The following is a 15,192-nucleotide window of genomic DNA, read 5'->3' on the forward strand; positions in this document are numbered from 1 at the left end:
CTTACGCCTTCCCGCGATAGGGCGAGGAAATCGCCCGGTCGCTGTCGGCCAGAATGAAGTCGATGACCTCCAGCGCCTCCGGGCAATCGAGATAGTCGTCCCGGATGGCCGCGGCCTTGGGACGGATCGCCCCTTCGCCCTCGAAGATCGCCTTGTAGGCCTTGCGCACCTGATGGATCACGGCGCGGTCGATGCCGGCGCGCGTCATGCCGACCACATTCAGCCCGCCGAGAAGGCCGGGATTGCCGTTCAGCATGCCATAGGGGATGACATCGTAATTGACCGCAGAAAGGCCACCGACAAAAGCCTGTCGCCCGATGCGGCTGAACTGGTGCACGGCACAGCCGCCGCTCAGGATGGCGCGGTCATCGACCCGCACATGGCCCGCCAGCATGACATTGTTGGACAGAATGATGCCGTTGCCGAGCCGGCAATCATGCGCGACATGCGAATTGGCCAGGAACAGGCAATCATTGCCGACACTGGTGATGCCACCGCCGCCGACCGTGCCCATGTTCATCGTCACGCCTTCGCGCATGGTGCAGCGTTCGCCGATCACCAGGCGGGAATCTTCGCCCGCCTCGTGCAGGCTTTGCGACACGCCACCGATCACCGCCATCGGAAAGATGCGGCTGCCCTTGCCCACCTCGGTCATGCCCGTGACGACGGCATTGGAGATCACCTCCACATCGTCATGCAGCACGACGCGCGCGCCAATGCGGCAGAAGGGACCGACGACGACGTTCTCACCGATGACGGCACCCTCTTCAACGACGGCAAGCGGATGAATGCGGGCGCTGGCGGCGATCGTGCTCATGCCTCGTCCTTCTGGCGGATCATGGCGCCGATATCGGCTTCGGCGACAAGACTACCATCCACCTTGGCATCGCAATGGAACTTCCAGATATTGCCGCGCTGCTTGAGCTTGGTGACGTGATATTCAACACGATCACCGGGCACCACCGGACGACGGAAGCGCGCATTGTCGATGGTCATGAAGTAGACCAGATTGCCTGTCTCGCCCTGCTTGCGCGCGCAGATGGCACCGGCCGTCTGGGCCATGCCCTCGATCAGCAGCACGCCCGGCATGATGGGGCGCACCGGAAAATGGCCGGTGAAGTGCGGTTCGTTCGCCGTCACGTTCTTGATGCCGATGGCGCTCTCGTCGCTGTTGATCTCGATGATCCGGTCAACCAGCAGGAAGGGATACCGATGCGGCAAAAGCTTCATGATCTCCATGATGTCGACGGAGTCGAGCGATGCCTTTTCCTGGTCAGCCATTCCTTTTTCCTCTTTTTCTGGCCCTTTCGTCGGACCGAGCCAAGCTCTCGGCCATGTCGCGCAGATAGTCCTGCATGGGACGTGCCGGATGGCCGCCGTAACGGGCGCCTGCCGGCACGGAACCCACCACCGCCGAGGCGGCGCCGATCTGCGCACCATCCCCGATCGTGATATGTCCGTTAACGCCGGTTGCGCCACCGATCTGCACGCCATCACCGATCCGCGTCGATCCCGCTATACCAACACCGCTGGCAAAAGCGCAATGCCGGCCGATCCGCACATTGTGGGCAACCTGGACCTGGTTGTCGATTTTCGTGCCTTCACCGATCACGGTATCGTCCATAGCACCGCGATCGATCGTGGTGTTGGCACCGATCTCGACATTGTCCTGGATGATCACGCGGCCGATCTGGACCATTTTCAACATGCCGGCCGGACCGGGGGCAAAGCCGAAGCCATCCTGGCCGATGCGCGCGCCATTGTGGATGATGACGCCATTGCCGATCAAGGCGCAGATGACGGAAGCCCCTGCCGCCACGCAACAGTTGCGGCCGATCCGCACGTCGGCGCCGATCACCGCGCCGGCGCCGATGCGGGTGCCTGTACCGATTTCCGCATGCGCGCCGATCACCGCCATCGGCTCGACCGTCACGCCCTCTTCGAGACGCGCGGTGGGATCGATGTAAGCCGCCGGAGAAATGCCCTCGCCCGCAACCGTAGGCACGACACGCATCGCCTTCGGATGCAGAAGCGCACCAGCACGCGCGAAGGCCGCATGCGGCTTGGGCGTCGACAGGATCGCGATATGCGGGGGAACAAGCGATTGCAGGGCCGGCTCACAGATGATTGCCGTTGCATTGCAGCTTTTGAGTTCGTCGCGGTACTTTCGCGAGAGGATGTAGCAGACGTCGCCGTCGCCCGCCCTTGAAACAGGCGAAATGGAGCGCACAAGGCGCTCCCCTTTCGTCTGGTCGAGAAGCTCCACCCCAAGATGCGAAGCAAGCTCGCGCAGCTTCACGCCATCATGCGGCGGAAAGAAGTCGTTGTTGTCCATTGCCCTGTGCTCCAGAACAGTATTCCAGTTCGCGTTCTGGATGCCAGATATCAGAACTGGTTGGCCATGCTGAAGCGGAAACGCTGTTCCCTGTCGTAGTCTTCCTTGGCGACCGGTACGGCATAATCGAAGCGCAAGGCACCGAACGGCGACGCCCATGTAACGCCCATACCGACCGAAGCGCGGATGGAGTTGTCAGACTGGAGCCCGCTGGAGACCGGGACATCATTGCCGTAGAGCGTACCGGCATCGGCAAACAGGTTGGCACGAAGACCTGCATCCTGCGGCAGGGCCGGCATCGGCACCGACACTTCGGCCGAAGCGTTGAAGTAGGTCGTGCCGCCGATGGCATCGCTGCCGACACGCGGACCGATACCATCGTTCTTGAAGCCGCGAACCTGACGTCCGCCGAAGGTGAACTGGTCGAATACGTTCAGGTGATCGCCCGTGGCAACCACATGGCCAGCACCGACCGCGACCTGGCCGATCATGTCCAGTTCGTCAGACAGAAGCTGGAAATAGCGCGCACGGCCATAGATCTTGTAGTATTCGGAGTCACCGCCGAGGCCGGCAAATTCATGCGTGACTGTGGCGTAGATACCCTCGCGCGGCAGCGTCATGCTGTCGAGCGTGTTGTAGGTGAGCGTCTGCGAGATCGACGACTGGACATAGTCGCCACCGCGGACCAGATCCTGGAACGGCTGCGACAGGTTGGCCTGCCAGTCATCCGTGCCGTCGTAGCTGATTTCCTTGTAGGTATAGCGGAAGGTCGTCGCCAGATCCTCGGTGATCGGCGCCGTCACACGCAGCGTGAAGCCCTGTTCGTTGTAATCGTAGTAATCGTTGGACGACGTCTGGCTCTTGAACACGTCAAAGCCGGCCGCCAGACGATAGCCCAGGAAATAGGGCTCGGTGAAGTTCAGCGAGTAGGTGCGGGCATCATCGAGACCGCCACCGGCCGCCACGCGGATGTACTGACCACGACCAAGGAAGTTCTTCTCCTCGATCGAGGCTTCCAGCACGACACCGTCATCGGCCGCATAGCCGACGCCGATACCGAAGGCACCGGTCGACTGATCCTCGACGTCCACGACGATCACGACACGGTCGGGAGCGGATCCCTGCTGCGTGGTGATGTTGACCTTCGAGAAATAGCCGAGCGCTTCAAGACGACGCTTGGCGCGCGTGATCATCAGCTGGTTGAAGGCATCGCCTTCGCTCATGTCGAATTCGCGGCGAATGACATAGTCACGGGTGCGGGTATTGCCGCGAATGTCGATGCGCTCGACATAGGCACGCTCGCCCTGGTCCACAAGATAGGAAACGCCGATCGTATTGGTCTGGAAATTGCGATCGCCACGCGGCGTGACGCGGGCAAACGGATAGCCGGCCTCGGCAACCTTCTTCTGGATCGCCTCGATCGACTTCTGCACGTCGCTCGCCTTGTAGACGTCGCCGGACTTGGTCTCGACCACATTCTTCAGCGCCGAGGCATCGAGCCCCTGCACGGTCGAATCGACGGTAACGTCACCGAACCGGTAGCGCGGCCCCTCCTCGACGGAGAAAGTCAGCGTATATTCGTTCTTGGCCTCGTTCAGAACGGCATCGGACGAAACGATGCGGAAGTCCGGATAGCCGTGATCGTAGTAGAACTTGCGGAGAGCTTCCTCGTCCGCCTTCATCTTGTCTTCGGTGTAGACGTCCTTGCGGGTCAGGAAGGACAGCGGGCCGCTCTCCTTGGTGACCAGAACATCGTGCAGACGGCTGCTGCTGTAAGCGCTGTTGCCGATGAACTTGATGTCGGAAATCTTGGTGCGGTCACCTTCGTTGATCACGAAAGCCAGATTGACACGGCCCTGACCGACGGGAACGGTCTGGGTGGTGATCTGCACGTCGCTGCGACCGATCTGCTTGTAGGCCTCGCGGATCCGCTCGATATCAGCCTTCACCATGGCATCGCTATAGGGGCCGAGCGGCTGCGTCGTGACGATGCCCTGCAGCTTGTCGTCCTTGATCTTGCGGTTGCCGTTGAAGACGACCTGATTGACGAGCTGGCTCTCATCGACGGTCACGACGAGCGTGCCGCCCGACACCGCGATCTTCACGTCGGAGAAATAACCGGTGGCGTAAAGCCTCTTGACCGACTCATCGATGTCCGAATTCGAGAAATTCACCCCGGGACGGATGGTAATATTGGAGCGCACGGCCGCCGCACCGGCGCGCTGGGCGCCACGAACGTCGATTCGCTGCACCACCGCAGCTTCGGCAGACAGCGGAGAAGCGACAACGACAACACCGGCTCCAGACGCAACAACACCAGCAGACAGCGCAAACGCCGATACTGCGTTCAAAAACTTTGAACCAGCTTTCATTTTCAATACTTACCTTTTCCCGTTGTCCCTCGGCGAGCCAGGCCCGACTCCGGCCACGTGTGTCGTTTTACCTGCTTTTGCCCTACAAGCAAGGCATCCTGTTAATTTCTGTTTACTTCCTTCCAAGCCGTGACCCAATCGCAACGAACACCTGAAATTAAGGTAAACAGTTGGTTTACAACAGACTTCTTTAACCGATCAGATTGCTGATATCGTTCCAAGTGGCAAAGACCATCAGGCTCAGAACCATGGCCAGACCGATGCGGAAGGCAACCTCCTGCGCCCCTGCTCCCAAAGGCTTTCCCCGTACAGCCTCAATGGCATAGAACACAAGATGCCCGCCGTCCAGCACCGGAACCGGCATCAGGTTGAGCAATCCAATGGAAACCGACAGCACGGCGGCCAACTGGATGACTGCGGCAATCCCGAGCGTCGCCATCTGGCCGGAGGCCTGCGCCACGCGCACCGGTCCGCCCAGCTGGTCTGCCTTCATGCGCCCGGTGACCAGATTCCCGAGGTAACGGAAGGTGCCGGAAATGATCTGACCGGTCTCGATCACGCCCTGCTGCACAGCCTCCAGAGGCGTATAGGTAACATGACGGAAATTGCCGCTCTGCTCGTTCGTGACGATGCCGATAAGCCCCATTTCGATCTTGTTGCCGAACTGGTCGGTGATTTCCGACCGGCGCGGCACGACGGGAATGTCCATCTCCCGGCCATCCCGCTCCACCGTCACCACGATCCGCGATTCGGGACGGATGCTGACATAGCGGCGCACATCGTCGAAGGTGCGGATCTTCGTGCCGTCGAGTGCCATCAGACGATCGCCCGGCTGCAGGCCAGCTTCTGCCGCTGCGCTGTCGGGACGCACTTCCGAAACCACCGGATCGGCAATCATGCGGCCATAGACGCCAAACAGAACGGCGAAGATGGCGATGGCCAGCAGGAAGTTGGCGATGGGGCCGGCGGCAACGGTGGCGGCGCGCTTCCAGAGCTTGGCGCCGGCCAGCGTCTGCGATCTCTCGGCCGCAGTCATGCCGTCCAGTTGCGCAGTGCCCGGCCGGCTGGCGGCATCCTCGTCGCCGTAGAACTTCACATAGCCGCCGAGCGGAATGAGGGAGAGCTTCCAGCGCGTGCCATGGCTGTCGGTCACGCCGACAAGCTCGGGGCCGAATCCGATCGAGAACGCCGTGACACGAATGCCGCTCCAGCGCCCGACCAGGTAGTGGCCCATTTCGTGCACGAAGACGAGCAGCGAGAGGACCAGGATAAATGGAATGATATAGCCGGTAATGACCCCTGCCGCTGCCAACATCTCTTCAGCCTACCCTTCCGGCACCTAGAGCCCGAACAGGACCGCCGCAACCGACGTTCCACCATCTTCGGACCATGCCGCATGCATGATTGCAAGAAGAAATGCTGCGAAACCGGCAAAAACGAGACCGTCGACACGATCCATCACCCCGCCATGACCGGGAATCAGATGGCTGGAATCCTTGACGCCGAACCGACGCTTGATGAAAGATTCGAAGAGGTCGCCGATCTGGCTTGCAACAGACAGTGCCAGCGCGATGAAAGCCGTGCGCAGCGATAGCGACGGGAAGAAGGCAAGCGACAGGAGGCTGCCCGCGGCAACTCCGGATACGGTGCCGCCCACGGCGCCCGACCAGGTCTTGCCGGGCGAAATCCTCGGCGCAAGCTTCGGCCCCTTCAGGCGACGTCCGACGAAATAGGCCAGGATATCGGTGGCCCAGACCACCGAAAAGACGAACAGCATGGCCACGAAGCCCGGCTGGTCGGCACCGCGGATCGCCGCAAGCGAAATACCGCTGAAGCTTGCATAGGCAATGCCCCCCGGCAGCCAGCCCGTGCCGCCGCGCACCAGCATCAGCAGGATGGCCGTCACGACGAAGCCGCCGGCAATCGGCGTTCCCATGCCTTCGTCGCCCAGCACGAGGTTGGCGGCCACCGAGGCAACCGCCAGCCAGCCCAGCGCATTGCCGCGAAAATCCCGCTCGGCAAGCCGGGTCATGCGTGACCACTCGTAATAGACCAGCACGGCGATCAGGGCCGCGAGCGCCCGAAAGGCAAGGCCGCCCGTCCAGGTGGCCGCCAGCGTTACCGCTGCCATCACGATGGCGGACAGGATTCGCTGCCTCAGTTCGACCGACATCAGCCCGCCACCGCAGCGGCCGCCTTGGCAGCCGAAAGCCCGCCGAAGCGCCGGTCGCGCTCGGCAAAGCTGCGCAGCGCCTTCAGGAACAGGTCTCGGTCGAAGTCCGGCCAGTATTCCGGCACGAAGACGAATTCGGAATAGGCTGCCTGCCAGAGCAGGAAGTTCGACAGCCGCTCCTCGCCGCTGGTGCGAATGATCAGATCCGGATCGGGAATGCCGGCGGTATCGAGATGGCTGGTGATGGTGGCAGGCGTGATGTCGGCCGCCGCCATGCGGCCGGCCTCCACCTCGCGCGCAAGGCGCCGCATGGCGCGGGCCAGTTCGTCGCGCGCACCGTAGTTGAAGGCGATGATCAGGGTGAGGCCGGTATTGTTGCGGGTGGTATCCTCCGCCTCCAGCAGAAGCGGCAGGATGTCGCCCTGCAACCCGTCGCGCTCGCCGATCACGCGGATGCGCACGTTGGAGCGATGCAGCTCGGCAAGATCCCGGCGGATGAAGCGACGCAAAAGCCCCATCAGCACCGAAACCTCCTCTTCCGGCCGGCTCCAGTTCTCCGAGGAGAAGGCAAACAGCGTCAGATACTCGATGCCGAAATCGGCGGCCGCCTCCACCGTGCGCCGCACGGCTTCAACGCCCTTGCTATGCCCCACGGTGCGCGGCAAACCCCTTTCGTTCGCCCAGCGTCCGTTGCCATCCATGATGATCGCGACATGTCTGGGAGGGGAGAGAAGTTCACCACTTGCCATGGAGCATCCGTTTGTTCGCGTTGAAGGATAAATCGTCAGGCAGGTCCGTCAGACCTGCATGATTTCCTTTTCCTTCTCCGCAAGCAAGCGATCGACGTCAGAAATCGTCTCGTCCGTCATCTTCTGGACCTTGTCGGACTGGACGCGGCTGTCGTCCTGGCCGATGCTGCCGTCCTTCTCGGCCTTTTTCAGGGCATCCATGCCGTCGCGACGGACGTGGCGGATGGCGACCTTGGCCTTTTCGGCATAATCATGCGCGACCTTGACCAGCGACTTGCGGCGCTCTTCGTTGAGTTCCGGCAGCGGAATGCGCAGATTCTGGCCGTCGATGATCGGGTTGAGGCCGAGATTGGCCTCACGGATGCCGCGATCGACGGCATTGACCATCGACTTGTCCCAGACGGAGACGCCGAGCATGCGGGGTTCCGGCACGGTCACGTTGGCCACCTGGTTCAGCGGCACGCGCGATCCATAGGCTTCCACCATCACCGGATCGAGAACGTTGGCCGAGGCGCGACCCGTGCGCAGCGACGCGATATCGTTCTTGAACGCGGTGATGGCGCCGTCCATGCGCCGCTTGATGTCATTGAGATCGATGGCTCCGCTCATCTTCTACTCCATTGTGGAACTGCAGGGGCGCAAGGCGACGCGCCCCGCCTCAATTGTCGGTCACGATGGTCTTGAGGCCACCGCCAGTCAAGATTGCTCCGAACCCGCCCTTCTCGTGAATGGAGAAGACGATGATCGGAATGGAATTTTCGCGCGCCAGCGCCACGGCGGCCACGTCCATCACCGCAAGCCCCTTTTCGAGAACCTCGCTGTGGGTCAGCCGCTCGAAGCGTGTCGCATCGGGGTCCTTCTTGGGGTCTGCGGAATAGATTCCGTCAACCTGCGTACCCTTGAAGATCGCCTGGGCACCGATTTCGGCCGCCCGAAGGGCGCCGGCGGAGTCCGTCGTGAAGAAGGGATTACCCGTGCCGCCGGCGAAGATCACCACGCGGCCCTGGTCCATGTGGTGCAGCGCCTGGCGCTGCGAGAAGCTTTCACAGATCTCCGGCATCGCGATGGCGGAGAGAACCACCGTGTCGATGTCGAGCTTGCGCAGCGAGGTGGCAAGCGCCAGCGCATTGATCACGGTCGCCAGCATGCCCATGTGGTCGCCGGTCACGCGGTCGCCGCCCTTGGAGGCAACAGCCACGCCGCGAAAGATGTTGCCGCCGCCGACGACGACACCCACTTCCACACCCATGCGGCGTGCCTCGGCAATATCGGAGGCGATACGGTCGGCCACGGCAACATCGATGCCGAAGCCCTGGCTGCCCATCAAAGCCTCGCCGGAGACTTTCAGCAGCACACGTTTGTAGACGGGGGTGGAGGATGACATGGAAACTCCTTCGAGGATCGCACCGAAAGCCCGATACACGAAGGGCGCCGCGTTGTCACGCGACGCCCCTCTTCTTTACCCAAGAATTCTCGAATGAGAATCAATGCTTGACGGCTGCAGCAACTTCGGCAGCAAAATCGGTTTCTTCCTTCTCGACACCTTCGCCGAGCAGGAGACGAACCATGCCGGTGATCTCGACCGGAGCGCCGATTTCCTTTTCGGCTTCCTTCAGAGCGGCAGCAACGGTCAGGTCCGGGTTGATGACGAAGGCCTGCGAGAGAAGGGCCACTTCCTCGAAGAACTTGCGCATGCGGCCATCGACCATCTTCTCGATGATGTTGTCCGGCTTGCCCGAAGCGCGCGACTGTTCGATGAACACGTTGCGCTCGCGTTCGGCAACCGCTGCATCCACTTCCTCGGCGCGAACGGCGAGCGGGTTGGTGGCAGCGATGTGCATGGCGACCTGACGGCCGATGGCGTTCAGCGCATCCTTGTTGCCGGTGGACTTCAGGGCAACGAGCACGCCGAGCTTGCCGAGACCATCGGCAGCGGCATTGTGGATGTAGGTGGCGACCACGCCGTCCTCGACGGAAAGCTTGGCGGCGCGACGCAGCGTCATGTTCTCGCCGATGGTGGCGATGGCATCCTTGATGGTGTCGGTGACCGACTTGCCGGTGGCCGGATAGGCGGCGGCGCTGATGGCTTCGACGGAACCTTCGGTGGACAGCGCAACCGAGGCAACGCCGCGGACGAGATCCTGGAATGCATCGTTACGGGCAACGAAGTCGGTTTCGGAGTTGACTTCGACGACGACAGCGCTGGTGCCGGCGGATGCGATGCCGACGAGGCCTTCGGCAGCCGTGCGGCCGGACTTCTTGTCGGCCTTGGCGATGCCCTTGGCGCGCAGCCAGTCGATCGCGGCTTCCATGTCGCCATTGGTCTCGGCGAGCGCCTTCTTGCAGTCCATCATGCCTGCGCCGGTCTTTTCGCGCAGTTCCTTCACCATTGCGGCTGTGATTTCGCTCATGTTTGCCTCTTGTCCAATCAGGGGGTGCGCCTGCCGGAATCGCAAGGGCCGGCGCCCGTTTGGGGCACGAATGTACCCGGAAGTATGACAGCGTGATGAATGGACGTCCGCGCGGTATCACGCATCTGGTGGCGAAACGCTGTTTTCGCCGGCGTCGGACGCCTTGGCATCCGGGGACCACCGCAGGCGGCCCCCGAAACGGTCAGGGGAGGACGGCGCCCTCCCCGGCCAATCAGGCTTCGGTCTCTTCGGAAAGAGCCGGCTCGATCGGGGCTTCGGCCATGGCGCCGATGTCGCGGCCCGAAGCGCCCTGCTGGCGGGCGATGCCGTCGATGGCAGCGCGGGCAACCAGGTCGCAATAGAGGGCGATGGCGCGCGAGGCGTCGTCGTTGCCCGGGATCGGATAGTCGATCAGGTCCGGATCGCAGTTCGAGTCGATGATGGCAACGACCGGGATGCCCAGGCGCTTGGCTTCATCGATGGCGATCTTTTCCTTGTTGGTGTCGATGATGAACATCAGGTCCGGCGTGCCGCCCATGTCGCGGATACCGCCGAGGGCCTTGTCCAGCTTCTCGCGCTCGCGCTCGAGGTTCAGGCGTTCCTTCTTCGTGAAACCCTGGGCTTCCGAAGCGAGAATTTCGTCGAGCTTGCGCAGACGCTGGATCGAGTTCGAAATCGTCTTCCAGTTCGTCAGCATGCCGCCGAGCCAGCGGGAGTTGACGTAGTACTGGGCCGAACGCTTCGCGCTGTCGGCGATCAGTTCGGATGCCTGACGCTTGGTGCCGACGAACAGGACGCGACCGCCACGGGCAACCGTATCGGAAATGACCTGCAGGGCGCGCGACAGCATCGGAACCGTCTGAGCGAGGTCGATGATGTGGATGTTGTTACGATCGCCGAAGATGTACGGCTTCATCTTCGGGTTCCAGCGGTGCGTCTGGTGGCCGAAGTGAACGCCAGCTTCCAGAAGCTGACGCATGCTGAAATCAGGCAATGCCATGCCTTTTTCTCCTTGTTTCCGGTTCAACCCCCGCAAAGCGAACAGTTGCCCCTGGGGCAACCACCGGCGGAACGGACCGGATTTCTCCCGGTCAATCCCAAGCTTCACGTGTGGAATGGGCTGCGCATAATTGCATTGGCCCGGAAAAGCAAGTCCTTCGCCACAATTAAGTCCCTGCGCCGGACAGATCAAAACGAAGGACTAAGGCGCTCGACAGGCCGCCAACAGGATGCGGACCTCCCCTTATTCAGGGACAATTGCTCGCCGGAGTGCCCAGCACCTCCAGCTTGGAGAGCGTGCCGGACAGTACGAAGTCGCCGTAATCCATCGTCAGGTCACGCGTGATGCCGTTCTCGTAGAGCTTGAAGGACATACGGTAGATCGGCACCGAATCGGTCTTCTGGTCCTCGTCGTAGTAGGCGATCGTCACCGGCCAGTAGGGCTGTCCGGCAAATTCGCCGGCATTGCCGGCATCTGCATCGTCGGCGGCGGGCATCTGCTGCTTGCCGATCACGGTGGTGGTCAGCAGGCTCTGGTCGCCGTCCTCGGAACCGTCGAACAGCCGCTCCTCGAAGAACCGCTTGCCCTTGCGGGCATTGTCGATCACCTCCAGCATGTGCTCGGTCGGAAACTGTGCCGGGGTCAGCTCCACCTGCCGCGCATCGGGCTTGGCCAGCGCCACCTTGATGCCGGTCGCCTCGTCGCTCGCCTCGCCCGTCACCTGCCTGTCCAGCTTGTCGTCGGTGAAGGATTTCGTGTCGAAGCGGAAGCTGCCGGCCTTCAGGTTCTCGAATGTGGTTGTCTGCTGATCCGTCAGGCGCATGTCCTCGCCGGTATCGACGCGGGTGACGAAACGGAAATGGGTGGTGTAACCGGCGCAGGCCGAGCCGGTGAACTCGTAGACCATGCGGCCATACATGCCCTCGATCCCGGAACGCTCCGACACGTCCTTCAGCTTCAGGTCGTAGACCGCGCGGTGCGGGATGAGCGTGCGCGCGCCCTCCATGCCGGCACGGGCAGGACTGACGGCGGCAAGCAGGCTGCCTGCCATGAGGACGCTCGCAAGGCTCTGTCGCAACATCCACAAACTCCTATGGGACTCGATGGCCAATGTTATAAGAACGCCATCGAGTGATGCTTAGCGTCATGTGTGACGGAATCGAGTCAATTTTACAATCAAAGCGGAGAATGAAATGTCGGAAGCGATCGAAAGCCGCCTCAGGGAGATGGGAATAGAATTGCCCGTGGCCGCGGCCCCGGCGGCCAATTACGTGCCCTACACGCTGAGCGGCAGCACGCTGTACATTTCCGGCCAGTTGCCGATGGAAGCAGGAAAGGTGGCAATCACCGGGCTTGTCGGCGCCGATGTGGACGTCGCAACCGGTCAGCGCGCAGCGGAACTGTGCGCCATCAACATTCTGGCGCAGGTGAAGGCAGCGCTTGGCGGCGATCTGGGCAAGGTACGCCGGGTGCTGAAGCTGAACGGTTTCATCGCCTCGGCCCCCGGCTTCGTGGAACAACATCTCGTGATGAACGGCGCCTCGAACCTGATCGCCAATGTGCTCGGCGATGCCGGCAAGCATGCGCGTGCCGCCGTCGGCATGGCTGCCCTGCCCTTCAACGCCGCCGTCGAAGTCGACGCCATCCTGGACGTCGACGCATGAGCACGGATGCCATCTGGATCAAGGACCTGCCGGTCGCCCATCGCGGTTATCACGACATGAACCACGCCGTGTGGGAAAACACGCTCTCGGCCTTTTCGCGCGCCGTGGATGCCGGCTTTGCCATCGAATGCGACCTTCAACTGGCCTCGGACAGCGAACCGGTCGTCTTCCATGACGACGTGCTGGACAGGCTGTGCGGCATTTCCGGCAAGGTGCGCGAACGCACCTCCGCCGAACTCGGGCTGCTGACCGTTGGCGGCACCGCCGACCGCGTGCCGAAACTGCGCCAGCTGCTCGATCTGGTGAAGGGCAAGGTGCCGCTCGTCATCGAACTGAAGGGCCAGAGTGCCGAAGAGGACGAAGGCTTTGCCGAGACCGTGCTGGAGCAGCTGGAAGGCTATCAGGGCAAGGTGGCGCTGATGAGTTTTGACCATCACCTGCTGAAGGACCTGAAGCGCGCCGGCTCCCCCTATCCCGTCGGGCTGACGGCCATGGGCGATACGCCGGAGGAATTCTTCCGCCACGACGAGGCCATGCAGCTCGGTCTCGATTTCATCTCCTATCACTGGGCGCATCTGCCCAACAGCTTCATCGATGCGCAGAAGAGCCGCGGCATTCCGGTGATTACCTGGACGGTGAGGGATGAAAAGGCACGCGCCCATACCTATACTCATGCAGACCAGATGACCTTCGAGGGTTTCGACCCGAGAGAAAGCACACCATCCGCCGCATGACCGAAAAACTCACCCTCCGCGTCGAAAAGTCCTTCTCCGCGATCAGCCCCGACAGCTGGTCGGCACTTTCGGGAACGCGGCGCGGGGGTGAGGTGGCCTACAATCCCTTCCTGTCGCATGCCTTCCTCTCCGCGCTGGAGGAATCCGGCTCGGCGACGGCAAAGACCGGCTGGCTTGGCCACCATCTTCTGCTTGAGGATGCCGACGGCCGGCTGCTCGCCGCAGTGCCCGGCTATCTGAAGAGCCACAGCCAGGGCGAATATGTCTTCGACCATGGCTGGGCGGATGCCTTCGAGCGCGCCGGCGGCCGCTACTATCCGAAGATCCAGTGCGCCATTCCCTTCACGCCGGCGACCGGCCCCCGCCTGCTGACACGCTCCGGCATGGAGCGGGCCGCATGGCAACAGACGCTGGCCGCCGGTCTTGCGGAAGTCACACGCCAGACGGGCGTTTCCTCCGCGCACGTCACCTTCCTGCCGGAGGCGGAGGTGGAGGCTTTCGAGGAAGCCGGCTTCCTGCATCGCACGGACCAGCAGTTCCATTTCCTGAACAAGGGCTATGCCAATCACGAGGCCTTCCTGGCGGAACTCTCCTCCTCCAAGCGCAAGAACCTGCGCAAGGAGCGCCGCGCCGCCCTGGAAGGCGGCCTCAGCATCGACTGGCTGACGGGGCGCGACCTGACCGAGGATATCTGGGACCAGTTCTTCGCCTTCTACATGGATACCGGCAGCCGCAAATGGGGTCGCCCCTATCTCAACCGTCGATTCTATTCGCTGATCGGCGAACGCATGGCCGAGGACATCCTGCTCGTCATGGCAAAGCGCGACGGACGTTATGTGGCAGGCGCGATCAACTTCATCGGCGAAGAGGCCCTGTTCGGCCGCCACTGGGGCTGCATCGAGGATCACCCCTTCCTGCATTTCGAGGTCTGCTACCACCAGGCCATCGATTTTGCGCTGGAAAAAGGTCTTGCCCGCGTGGAAGCCGGCGCCCAGGGCGAGCACAAGCTGGCACGCGGCTATCTGCCCATCACCACCCATTCGGCGCATTACATCGCCCATCCCGGCCTGCGCCGCGCGGTTGCCGATTATCTGGACCAGGAACGGCGGCAGGTGGAATATACCGGCGAGGTCTTGACCGAACACAGTCCCTTCCGCAAGGGAGAGCGGCAGGACCATGACTGACAAACGACACAGCAGGGGAGCGAGCAAACGATGAGCGTGCAGGCCTACGACGAAAACAACATCTTCGGCAAAATCCTCAAGGGCGAGATCCCCTGCCACAAAGTGTATGAGGACGAGCACACGCTGGCCTTCATGGATGTGATGCCGCAGGCGCCCGGCCATCTGCTGGTGATCCCGAAAACCGGGTCGCGCAATCTGCTGGATGCAGACCCGGCCGTTCTCGCCCGCCTCATCCCGGTGGTACAGAAGCTGGCGGTGGCGGCAAAGGAGGCTTTCGAGGCGGATGGCGTGTTCATCGCCCAGTTCAACGAACCTGCCGCCGGGCAGACCGTCTTCCACCTGCATTTCCACGTCATCCCGCGCCGCGAGGGCGAGCCGCTGAAGCCGCACACGGGCAAGATGGAGGATCATGCGGTGCTGGCGGAGCACGCACGCAAGGTGCGGGACGCGCTGTGACCCCCACGGCGCAGACCGGCCGGTTCACGCGACGCTGACCGTTACTGTTTACGTTTTCTCCATAGAAGATCATGCTTGGTTGAGCGCATCATCCCTGCGTCGCAGGCCTGGATT

At 62.2% G+C, this 15,192-nt stretch carries 16 protein-coding genes; 4 read left to right on the forward strand and 12 right to left on the reverse strand.

Translation table 11 applies throughout. The features are described 5' to 3' along the window. Position 1 precedes the first annotated feature (1 nt). The 12 genes from lpxA to KLP42_RS09995 form a co-directional block, all read right to left on the reverse strand. Positions 2 to 817, reverse strand: coding sequence for an acyl-ACP--UDP-N-acetylglucosamine O-acyltransferase (gene lpxA, locus KLP42_RS09940; RefSeq protein ID WP_215566276.1), 816 nt, complete (start codon positions 815 to 817; stop codon positions 2 to 4). Continuing rightward, the gene (gene fabZ, locus KLP42_RS09945) at positions 814 to 1,281 is read right to left on the reverse strand and encodes a 3-hydroxyacyl-ACP dehydratase FabZ (RefSeq protein ID WP_215566278.1); all 468 of its coding nucleotides are present in this window, start codon (positions 1,279 to 1,281) and stop codon (positions 814 to 816) included. Before fabZ ends, lpxA begins: the two co-directional genes overlap by 4 nt. After that, positions 1,274 to 2,335 (reverse strand): UDP-3-O-(3-hydroxymyristoyl)glucosamine N-acyltransferase, encoded by a 1,062-nt coding sequence (gene lpxD, locus KLP42_RS09950; protein ID WP_215566768.1) that lies wholly within the window; start codon positions 2,333 to 2,335, stop codon positions 1,274 to 1,276. Before lpxD ends, fabZ begins: the two co-directional genes overlap by 8 nt. A gap of 50 nt (positions 2,336 to 2,385) precedes the next feature. Next, entirely contained in the window at positions 2,386 to 4,707 is a 2,322-nt protein-coding gene (bamA, locus tag KLP42_RS09955) for an outer membrane protein assembly factor BamA (protein ID WP_215566280.1), read from the reverse strand. A 190-nt stretch (positions 4,708 to 4,897) separates the two neighbouring features. Then, positions 4,898 to 6,022 (reverse strand): RIP metalloprotease RseP, encoded by a 1,125-nt coding sequence (gene rseP / locus KLP42_RS09960; protein WP_215566281.1) that lies wholly within the window; start codon positions 6,020 to 6,022, stop codon positions 4,898 to 4,900. A 24-nt stretch (positions 6,023 to 6,046) separates the two neighbouring features. Next, a complete protein-coding gene (locus KLP42_RS09965) occupies positions 6,047 to 6,880 on the reverse strand; it encodes a phosphatidate cytidylyltransferase (RefSeq protein ID WP_215566283.1) in 834 nt (277 codons plus the stop codon). Next, on the reverse strand, positions 6,880 to 7,629 hold the full coding sequence (locus KLP42_RS09970; RefSeq protein WP_215566285.1) for an isoprenyl transferase: 750 nt from the start codon (positions 7,627 to 7,629) through the stop codon (positions 6,880 to 6,882). Before KLP42_RS09970 ends, KLP42_RS09965 begins: the two co-directional genes overlap by 1 nt. Before the next feature lie 48 nt (positions 7,630 to 7,677). Next, entirely contained in the window at positions 7,678 to 8,238 is a 561-nt protein-coding gene (frr, locus tag KLP42_RS09975) for a ribosome recycling factor (protein ID WP_215566287.1), read from the reverse strand. Between the two features lie 49 nt (positions 8,239 to 8,287). Then, a complete protein-coding gene (gene pyrH, locus KLP42_RS09980) occupies positions 8,288 to 9,013 on the reverse strand; it encodes a UMP kinase (RefSeq protein WP_215566288.1) in 726 nt (241 codons plus the stop codon). 100 nt (positions 9,014 to 9,113) lie between these two features. Then, positions 9,114 to 10,040: a translation elongation factor Ts gene (gene tsf, locus KLP42_RS09985; RefSeq protein ID WP_215566291.1), complete on the reverse strand. Its 927-nt coding sequence runs from the start codon at positions 10,038 to 10,040 to the stop codon at positions 9,114 to 9,116. Between the two features lie 232 nt (positions 10,041 to 10,272). Then, positions 10,273 to 11,040 (reverse strand): 30S ribosomal protein S2, encoded by a 768-nt coding sequence (gene rpsB, locus KLP42_RS09990; protein ID WP_215566294.1) that lies wholly within the window; start codon positions 11,038 to 11,040, stop codon positions 10,273 to 10,275. Positions 11,041 to 11,287: 247 nt separating this feature from the next. Then, positions 11,288 to 12,121 (reverse strand): cell envelope integrity EipB family protein, encoded by an 834-nt coding sequence (locus tag KLP42_RS09995; RefSeq protein ID WP_215566296.1) that lies wholly within the window; start codon positions 12,119 to 12,121, stop codon positions 11,288 to 11,290. A 112-nt stretch (positions 12,122 to 12,233) separates the two neighbouring features. Between KLP42_RS09995 and KLP42_RS10000 the strand changes: the two genes are divergently transcribed. The 4 genes from KLP42_RS10000 to KLP42_RS10015 are packed head-to-tail and all read left to right on the forward strand — an operon-like array spanning position 12,234 to position 15,078. Continuing rightward, positions 12,234 to 12,704 (forward strand): RidA family protein, encoded by a 471-nt coding sequence (locus tag KLP42_RS10000; protein ID WP_215566298.1) that lies wholly within the window; start codon positions 12,234 to 12,236, stop codon positions 12,702 to 12,704. Beyond that, positions 12,701 to 13,438, forward strand: a complete 738-nt coding sequence (locus KLP42_RS10005) for a glycerophosphodiester phosphodiesterase (protein WP_215566300.1) — start codon at positions 12,701 to 12,703, stop codon at positions 13,436 to 13,438. The genes KLP42_RS10000 and KLP42_RS10005 overlap by 4 nt, the downstream gene beginning before the upstream one ends. Next, complete coding sequence (locus KLP42_RS10010; RefSeq protein WP_215566303.1) at positions 13,435 to 14,622, forward strand: GNAT family N-acetyltransferase; 1,188 nt, start codon at positions 13,435 to 13,437, stop codon at positions 14,620 to 14,622. The genes KLP42_RS10005 and KLP42_RS10010 overlap by 4 nt, the downstream gene beginning before the upstream one ends. 30 nt (positions 14,623 to 14,652) lie before the next feature. Then, entirely contained in the window at positions 14,653 to 15,078 is a 426-nt protein-coding gene (locus KLP42_RS10015) for an HIT family protein (RefSeq protein WP_215566305.1), read from the forward strand. Positions 15,079 to 15,192: the final 114 nt, after the last annotated feature.

It is taken from the genome of Rhizobium sp. CSW-27 (assembly GCF_018760785.1).
In the GTDB taxonomy this organism is placed as follows: domain Bacteria; phylum Pseudomonadota; class Alphaproteobacteria; order Rhizobiales; family Rhizobiaceae; genus Neorhizobium.

Coding starts and splice junctions, on each gene's coding strand:
- lpxA (WP_215566276.1), bottom strand. CDS start 817: ATGAGCACGATCGCCGCCAGCGCCCGCATTCATCCGCTTGCCGTCGTT.
- fabZ (WP_215566278.1), bottom strand. CDS start 1,281: ATGGCTGACCAGGAAAAGGCATCGCTCGACTCCGTCGACATCATGGAG.
- lpxD (WP_215566768.1), bottom strand. CDS start 2,335: ATGGACAACAACGACTTCTTTCCGCCGCATGATGGCGTGAAGCTGCGC.
- bamA (WP_215566280.1), bottom strand. CDS start 4,707: ATGAAAGCTGGTTCAAAGTTTTTGAACGCAGTATCGGCGTTTGCGCTG.
- rseP (WP_215566281.1), bottom strand. CDS start 6,022: ATGTTGGCAGCGGCAGGGGTCATTACCGGCTATATCATTCCATTTATC.
- KLP42_RS09965 (WP_215566283.1), bottom strand. CDS start 6,880: ATGTCGGTCGAACTGAGGCAGCGAATCCTGTCCGCCATCGTGATGGCA.
- KLP42_RS09970 (WP_215566285.1), bottom strand. CDS start 7,629: ATGGCAAGTGGTGAACTTCTCTCCCCTCCCAGACATGTCGCGATCATC.
- frr (WP_215566287.1), bottom strand. CDS start 8,238: ATGAGCGGAGCCATCGATCTCAATGACATCAAGCGGCGCATGGACGGC.
- pyrH (WP_215566288.1), bottom strand. CDS start 9,013: ATGTCATCCTCCACCCCCGTCTACAAACGTGTGCTGCTGAAAGTCTCC.
- tsf (WP_215566291.1), bottom strand. CDS start 10,040: ATGAGCGAAATCACAGCCGCAATGGTGAAGGAACTGCGCGAAAAGACC.
- rpsB (WP_215566294.1), bottom strand. CDS start 11,040: ATGGCATTGCCTGATTTCAGCATGCGTCAGCTTCTGGAAGCTGGCGTT.
- KLP42_RS09995 (WP_215566296.1), bottom strand. CDS start 12,121: ATGTTGCGACAGAGCCTTGCGAGCGTCCTCATGGCAGGCAGCCTGCTT.
- KLP42_RS10000 (WP_215566298.1), top strand. CDS start 12,234: ATGTCGGAAGCGATCGAAAGCCGCCTCAGGGAGATGGGAATAGAATTG.
- KLP42_RS10005 (WP_215566300.1), top strand. CDS start 12,701: ATGAGCACGGATGCCATCTGGATCAAGGACCTGCCGGTCGCCCATCGC.
- KLP42_RS10010 (WP_215566303.1), top strand. CDS start 13,435: ATGACCGAAAAACTCACCCTCCGCGTCGAAAAGTCCTTCTCCGCGATC.
- KLP42_RS10015 (WP_215566305.1), top strand. CDS start 14,653: ATGAGCGTGCAGGCCTACGACGAAAACAACATCTTCGGCAAAATCCTC.